The 7,321-nt window shown below is 60.1% G+C and carries 4 protein-coding genes; all 4 read right to left on the reverse strand.

Annotated elements, in window-relative coordinates; translation table 11 throughout:
• Positions 1 to 72 precede the first annotated feature (72 nt).
• On the reverse strand, positions 73 to 2,766 hold the full coding sequence (locus ACIOYV_RS22705; RefSeq protein WP_401327183.1) for an EAL domain-containing protein: 2,694 nt from the start codon (positions 2,764 to 2,766) through the stop codon (positions 73 to 75).
• Positions 2,767 to 3,077: 311 nt separating this feature from the next.
• The gene (locus ACIOYV_RS22710) at positions 3,078 to 4,472 is read right to left on the reverse strand and encodes an alkaline phosphatase D family protein (RefSeq protein ID WP_401327185.1); all 1,395 of its coding nucleotides are present in this window, start codon (positions 4,470 to 4,472) and stop codon (positions 3,078 to 3,080) included.
• A gap of 275 nt (positions 4,473 to 4,747) precedes the next feature.
• Positions 4,748 to 6,715, reverse strand: a complete 1,968-nt coding sequence (gene aceF, locus ACIOYV_RS22715) for a dihydrolipoyllysine-residue acetyltransferase (protein WP_401327187.1) — start codon at positions 6,713 to 6,715, stop codon at positions 4,748 to 4,750.
• An 11-nt stretch (positions 6,716 to 6,726) separates the two neighbouring features.
• Positions 6,727 to 7,321: transketolase-like TK C-terminal-containing protein (locus tag ACIOYV_RS22720; RefSeq protein WP_401327190.1), on the reverse strand; the 595-nt coding region annotated here is incomplete at its 5' end.

Here is a 7,321-nt window from a genome sequence, read left to right on the forward strand (position 1 = left end):
CTGACCCGCCGCTATCGCGAGCAAGCTCGCTCCCACAGGTATTGGGGGGGCACAAAGATTTATGGTGTGCCGTCAGGCAATCGGGCCGCGCGGGTAGCGTTTGAGCTTTTCGATCAGCTCGGAGCCGGGGATAGGGCGGTCGAACAGGTAGCCCTGGCCGACGTCGCAACGATGCCGGCGCAGGAACGCCAACTGCTCGGCAGTCTCGATGCCTTCGGCCACGACCTTGAGTTTCAGGTTGTGGGCCATGGCGATCACGGCGGAGGTGATTTCCATGTCGTCCTGGTTGTCCGGGATTTCGTGGATGAAGCTGCGATCGATCTTGATGATGTCGATCGGGAATTTTTTCAGGTAGCTGAGCGACGAATAACCGGTACCGAAGTCGTCCATGGCCAGGGTCAGGCCCAGGCGTTTGAGCTGGTCGAGTTGCAAGTGCGTGTCTTCGGTGGCTTCCAGCAGCAGGCCCTCGGTTAACTCAAGCTCCAACAGGTTTGCCGGCAGCGCTTCTTCCTTGAGGATGCTGGCGATGGACGCTACCAGGTCCGGGTCGGAAAACTGCTTGGGTGACAGGTTGATCGCCACTTGCAGATTGCCCAAGCCAGCGGCGGTCAGTTCCTTGCTCATGCGGCAGGCCTGACGGGCGATCCACTTGCCGATCGGAATGATCAGGCCGGTCTCTTCGGCAACGCTGATGAACTGGTCCGGGCGGATCATGCCTTTTTCCGGATGATTCCAGCGCAGCAAGGCTTCCATCCCCAGCAAACGACCGCTGCGCAGGCACAGCTTGGGCTGGTAGAACACGTCCAGTTCGTTCTGGGTCAGGGCACGGCGCAGGTTGTTCTCGACGAACAGTTTGTAACTGGCTTCAGCGTTGAGCGCTTCGGTGAACACCTGGACCTGATGCTTGCCGTTGGCCTTGGCCTTGTGCAGCGCCAGACCGGCGTTGCGCATCAGCGTCTGCGGGTCGCGACCGTGCAGCGGCGCGCAGGCCAGGCCCACGGAGCCGGTGACGCTGATCAATTGGTTGTCGACGAACATCGGCTTGTCGAGGGTCGCCAGCAATTGGTTGGCGACTTGCTGGCCGGCCGCGAGGTCGGTGTTGTCCAGCAGCACGGCGAATTCGTTACTGGCGAAACGCGCCAGGCTGCCGCTCGGGCTCAGGCTGTTGCGCAGGCGTCGGGCCAGGCTGATCAGCAGCTTGTCGCCGGTCTGGTGGCCGAGGCTGTCGTTGATCCGCTTGAAGTTGTCGATGTCCACCAGCAACAGGCTGATTGGCGTGTCGGTGTCCCGGGCGAAGCGTTCGTCGAGGTTGCGGATGAACGCCGGGCGGTTGCCGAGGTTGGTCAGGTTGTCGGTATAGGCCAGGCGCTCGATGCGCTGCTGCGCGAGCTTGGTGTGGGTGATGTCTTCGTAGATGCCGATGTAATGCGTCAGCTCACGGTTATCGCCATACACCTTGGATATCGACAACTGACCCCAGTAGGGTTCGAGGTTTTTGCGCCGGCTCTTGAACTCGCCCTGCCAACTGTTGCTTTTGGCCAGTGCCGAGGGCGCGTCGAACAGCAATTCGCTGAGGTTTTCCAGCGCCGGCAGTTCCGACAGCCGCTGGCCGTGGACTTCTTCGGTGCTGTACTGGGTGATCGCGGTGAAGCTCGGGTTGACGTATTCGACCACGCCGTCGCAATTGACCAGCAGAAAGGCGTTGGCACTTTGCTCGACCGCACGCTGGAACAGGTGCAGGGCGCTGGTGGCAGCGCGTCGATTGTGGTTGTTGATGACTTGGGCGAACTGATCCGCCAGCTCGCCGGCAAAGGCGATTTCATCGGACTGCCAGGCGCGGGTCGCACCGGTCTGCTCCAGGCACAACACGCCAACCACCTGGCCATCGACGCGAATACTGGCGTCGAGCATGGCGTTGACGTCACGCGGGCGCAGGCTCTCGGCCATGTCACGGGTGCGCGGGTCGCGGATGGCGTTGTGGGCATCGATGGCGCGACTGGTGTGCAAGGCCTCCAGGTAATCGGGGAAGCTGCTGACGTCGATCGGCTCCGGCATCAGGTATTCCTGAGTCGCACGGTGATAAGCCGAGATCGGCACCAGCATGGAGCCTTCGAGGTTCCACAAGCTGGCGCAGTCGATTTCGTAGATATCGCACGCGCAGCGGGCGATCAGTTCGGCGGCTTCTTGCAGGGAGTTGCCTGTGCTGTAGCGCTGACGGGTCAACAGCAGAATCAAATCTTGCTGGGCGCGCACCCGGTCCAGGTGCTGCAGTTGTTCCTGCTGGGCACGCTGATTGAGTTCCAGGGCGATTTGCAGGCGCGAGTTCTGGGTTTCCAGGTCGAGGGCCGGCAACAGCGGCTCATTCTCGAACAGGCCATCCACCACCATCAGGTAGCCGCGCAGCAGGTGTCGATTGTGTTGTTTGTAGGCTTCGCCGAGTTCCAGCAGGCTCAAGGTGCCGGCGGCGGTGTGCAGGGTGTAGCGGATCTGGTAATGCGGACTGTCGGCGAGTTGCAGTTGGATCGTGTCATGCAATTGATAGCGCGCTTCGGGCTCCATCAGGCTCGCGTAGGGCGAGCCGACCAGCGCACAAAGCTCCACCGCCGGCAGGCCGAACTGTCGTTCGCAATTGGGATCGAGAAACAGCAGCGCCCAGCTAGCTTCGTTCAGCCGTTCGAAACGCAGCATGCCGAGCCGCGAGGGCACAGGCAACTGCGTCACTACCTCGGCCACCATACGGCTGGCGGCATCGGGTTGGCTTTTCATTGAGGGAAACTCGCTTCGAATATGCTGATCGCGCCGGGCTCTCGCCCTCTTAACTGCTGCCTGCGGCAAGGTTGCATCATTGCGGCCCCGACTGACAAGAGACATGAAGGCCAAGTGCTATAAGAATATGTCGGCAGGAGGGAGGATTTCTCCAGTGAGGGGGTGAAAGTAATGGTTTGCAGCGAAGATTTCTGAGGTGGGCGCCGTTCTGTGGCGAGCGAGCTTGCTCGCGCCGGGCTGCGCAGCGGCCCCAAATTCTTGTGAGCGCTGCGCACTCAAGCGGGAGCAAGCTCCCTCGCCACAGGTGTGTGTTAACGCAATGGAATATCAATCGACTGCAACAGCTTGCCCTCCCTATCGTGGTAGCTGACGCGAACCTGCTCCGCCTCCACCACCAAATGCGCAAAATTATCCTGGCTCACAACCTTACTGGTGAGTGCATGCCGATACTCGCCAGTCGCCGTCCGAGCCAGTGGCTGATCAAGAATGAACGTCGCTTCGCTGGCGTACGGCAGCAACTTGCTGTTGCACAGCGGCGAAGAGACGATGGTGTGAACCTCAAAGTCCCGATCCTCGTTGTGGGTCAGACGACTGGTGAGTGAGCCGTGGACATCGCCGGAAACGAAGATGACGTTGTGGATGCGTTGTGTACGAATTGTCTCCAGCAGCCGCAGGCGTTGTTCCGGGAAGGCTTTCCAGGCGTCGTCGCCAAGTTTTTTGCGGTCGGGGTAGAACATCACACTGGTGACCACGAACTTGACCCGTGCCGGGCTATGAATCAGCCATTTGAGCAGCGCTTGCTCCTGTTCATCGTCGAGGATGCGGCGGTCATCAGCGGACAGATTGCGTCGGGTCCGGCTATCGGTGACAAACCATTCGATATCGCCTTCGGCAAACTGATACCAATACTGTTCCGCTAGGCGACTTATTTTCCCGTCGGGCAATAGTTCATGCGCCGGGCTATGGCTGGCTTGATAGAGTTCATACGCTGCGATGGCATTTTTATACAAGTAATCGTCGTCTTTACTTCTATTGGCCGGCCAGTTGTCTTCAATCTCATGGTCGTCGAGAATCATGTAAGTCGGCGTGGCTGACATAAACTTTCTGATATTGGGCTGCGAAAAAGCCACGCGGTACTTGCTGAGTATTTCCTTATATTCCCGATCGGGCGCAATGCGGTTCAAGTCATCGACGTAGATCTGGTCGCCGGTCATCAACATGGCGCTGATTGGCGGGATGGCCTGTTCCGCCAGTTGCGTGATCGACGCGAAGATCCGGTCACCCAGATGCGGAGCCGACGCGATGCCTGCGGTCATGCGCAGATACCGGCACGACCCGACGATGTAAGAGCGGGGCAGGGCGGCCTTGCTGGAGCGGGTACGAAAGCGATAGATCTCCCGTGGCCATTGCAGCGGCAACTCCTGCACGGTTTCCACGGTATGTACCGGGCTCATGGGGCTGAACCAGCCCGCCTGGTATTCATATTCGGTATTTTCGTACAGCTGATTTAACCCAATGACGTCAGACATATCCCGCAAGATCGACAGTTTGGTAAACACGCCTTTGCTCCAGCGTTTATCACCCAAACGGCGATAACGGATGCCGGCAAATACCAGGGCGTCAGCTTGAATATCGCCGCGCAAAAAAATGCGCACATGATTAGTTGTAGTGTGGCCGATGATCGGGCCGACAGTCGGTTTGAACATATTCGAATCCGTTCGAAGTAGTGCTAACTAAGCGATTGAGAGTGTCGAAGTTCATCTTGAACTTCACGAAACTAAGCCTAGTTATTGGCTGGCGAAAAATATCGAGCCGAAGTGGACTCAAGTTGTGGGCGAAGTAAGCCGCAGTTGTAGGAAAGTGGCAGGCATTTTCTGCCAGGCAAAAAAAGCCCCGCCAAATTGGCGGGGTTGAGGTACGAGCGTGGCGCTCGGAAATCGTGGAACGCGACAGGCCCTCCGGTGAAGGAGGGCCATCGGGTTTACAGCAGGATGGTGCGGATGTCCGCCAGCAGGTCGCTCAGACGCTTGGTGAAGCGTGCAGCAGCGGCGCCGTTGATCACACGGTGATCGTAGGACAGCGACAGTGGCAGCATCAGTTTCGGCTGGAAGGCTTTGCCGTCCCAGACTGGCTGGATGGTTGCCTTGGAAACACCGAGGATCGCCACTTCCGGCGCGTTGACGATCGGCGTGAAGCCGGTGCCGCCAATGTGGCCGAGGCTGGAAATGGTGAAGCAGGCGCCTTGCATGTCGTCAGCGGTGAGCTTCTTGTCGCGGGCTTTGGCGGCCAGCACAGCGGCTTCGGCTGCGAGTTGCAACAGGCTCTTCTGGTCGACGTTTTTGATGACCGGTACCAGCAGGCCATCCGGGGTGTCGACCGCGAAGCCGATGTTCACGTACTTCTTGCGGATGATCGCTTTGCCGCTTGGGGCCAGCGAACTGTTGAAGTCCGGCAGTTCCTTGAGCAGGTGCGCACACGACTTGAGCAGCAGCGGCAGGATGGTCAGCTTGACGCCGGCCTTCTCTGCTACGGCTTTCTGTGCGATGCGGAACGCTTCCAGGTCGGTGATATCAGCCGAATCGAACTGAGTCACGTGCGGAATGTTCAACCAGCTGCGGTGCAGGCTCGACGCGCCGATTTGCATCAGGCGAGTCATCGGCACTTCTTCGGTTTCGCCGAAGCGGCTGAAGTCCACGACCGGGATCGGCGGGATGCCCGCGCCGCCGGTTGCGCCACCAGCGGCCGGTGCTTCCTTGGCCTTCTGCATCATGGCTTTGACGTAAACCTGCACGTCTTCTTTGAGCACACGACCGTGCGGACCGCTTGGGCTGACCGCGCTCAGCTCGACGCCGAATTCACGGGCCAGTTGGCGAACGGCCGGGCCGGCGTGAACCTTGGCGCCTGGCTTGGCTGGAGCAGCGGCAGGTGCAGCCGGAGCCGGAGCGGCAGCAGCCGGTGCAGCAGCGGCTGGAGCAGGCGCGCTCGGGGCCGCGGCGGCAGGTGCTGGAGCAGCGGCAGGCGCAACGCCTTTGACTTTCAGCTTCAGGATCAGGTCGCCAGTACCGACTTCGTCATCCAGCTTGATGGAAACGCTTTCCACCACGCCAGCGGCAGGCGACGGGATTTCCATGCTCGCCTTGTCGGATTCCAGGGTGATCAGCGACTGGTCGGCGGTGACGGTGTCGCCAGCCTTGACCAGTACTTCGATGATCTTGGCCTTGCCCGACGAGCCGATGTCCGGGACGTGAATGTCCTGGACAGTGTCGGCAACTGGTGCAGCCGGAGCCGCAGCGGCTGGCGCTGGAGCAGCGGCGGCGGCCGGAGCGGCAGCCTGGGCCGGCGCGGCAGCAGCAGGGGCCGCAGCACCCGCCACTTTCAACGCCAGGATCAGGTCGCCAGTGCCGACTTCGTCGTTCAACTTGACGCTGATGCTTTCGACCACGCCAGCGGCAGGCGATGGAATTTCCATGCTCGCCTTGTCGGATTCCAGGGTGATCAGCGATTGATCAGCCTCGACGGTGTCGCCGACCTTGACCTGGATCTCGATGATCTGGGCCTTGCCCGACGAACCGATGTCCGGCACGTGTACTTGCTGAGTAGATGCAGCAGCTGGCGCGGCGGCTGGAGCGGCAGCGGCGGCAGGTGCGGCCGCCGGTGCAGCTTCAGCTTTGGCAGCCGGTGCAGCAGCGGCAGGCGCAGGCGCCGCAGCAGCGGCACCTTCGACTTCCAGCTCCAGCAGCTCGTCGCCTTCTTTCAGGCGATCGCCGATTTTCACTTTCAGGCTTTTGACGACGCCGGCCTTGGGAGCAGGAATCTCCATGCTCGCCTTGTCCGACTCAAGCGTCAGGATGCTCTGGTCGGCTTCGATTCGGTCGCCGACCTTCACAAATAGTTCGATTACTTCACCTTCACCGCTGCCGATGTCAGGTACTCGAATGAGTTCGCTCACAGATTGTCTCCTCAGCAGTCCAGTGGGTTGAGTTTTTCCGGGTTGATCCCGAACTTGACGATAGCCTCGGCCACCACCTTAGGTTCGATATCACCACGGTCAGCCAAGGCTTCCAGGGCTGCCAACACCACGAAATGACGGTCGACTTCGAAGAAGTGACGCAGCTTTTTACGGCTGTCACTGCGACCGAAACCGTCGGTGCCCAGGACTTTGAATTCCTTGGACGGGACCCACTGACGAATTTGTTCGGCGAACAGCTTCATGTAGTCGGTAGAGGCAATGACCGGACCTTTACGGCCGTTCAGGCACTCTTCGACGTAACTCAGCTTCGGCTTCTGGCCAGGGTGCAGACGGTTGGTGCGCTCAACGGCCAGGCCGTCGCGACGCAGTTCGTTGAAGCTGGTAACGCTCCAGACGTCAGCACCGATGTTGAACTCTTCGCGCAGGATCTTCGCCGCTTCACGGACTTCACGCAGGATGGTGCCGGAGCCCATCAGCTGAACGTGGTGCGCCGCTTCGCGGGTGTCTTCCTCGAGCAGGTACATGCCCTTGATGATGCCTTCCTCGACACCGGCCGGCATGGCTGGCTGCTGGTAGGACTCGTTC

The organism is Pseudomonas sp. NPDC087342 (assembly GCF_044744265.1).
Classification (GTDB): domain Bacteria; phylum Pseudomonadota; class Gammaproteobacteria; order Pseudomonadales; family Pseudomonadaceae; genus Aquipseudomonas; species Aquipseudomonas nunensis.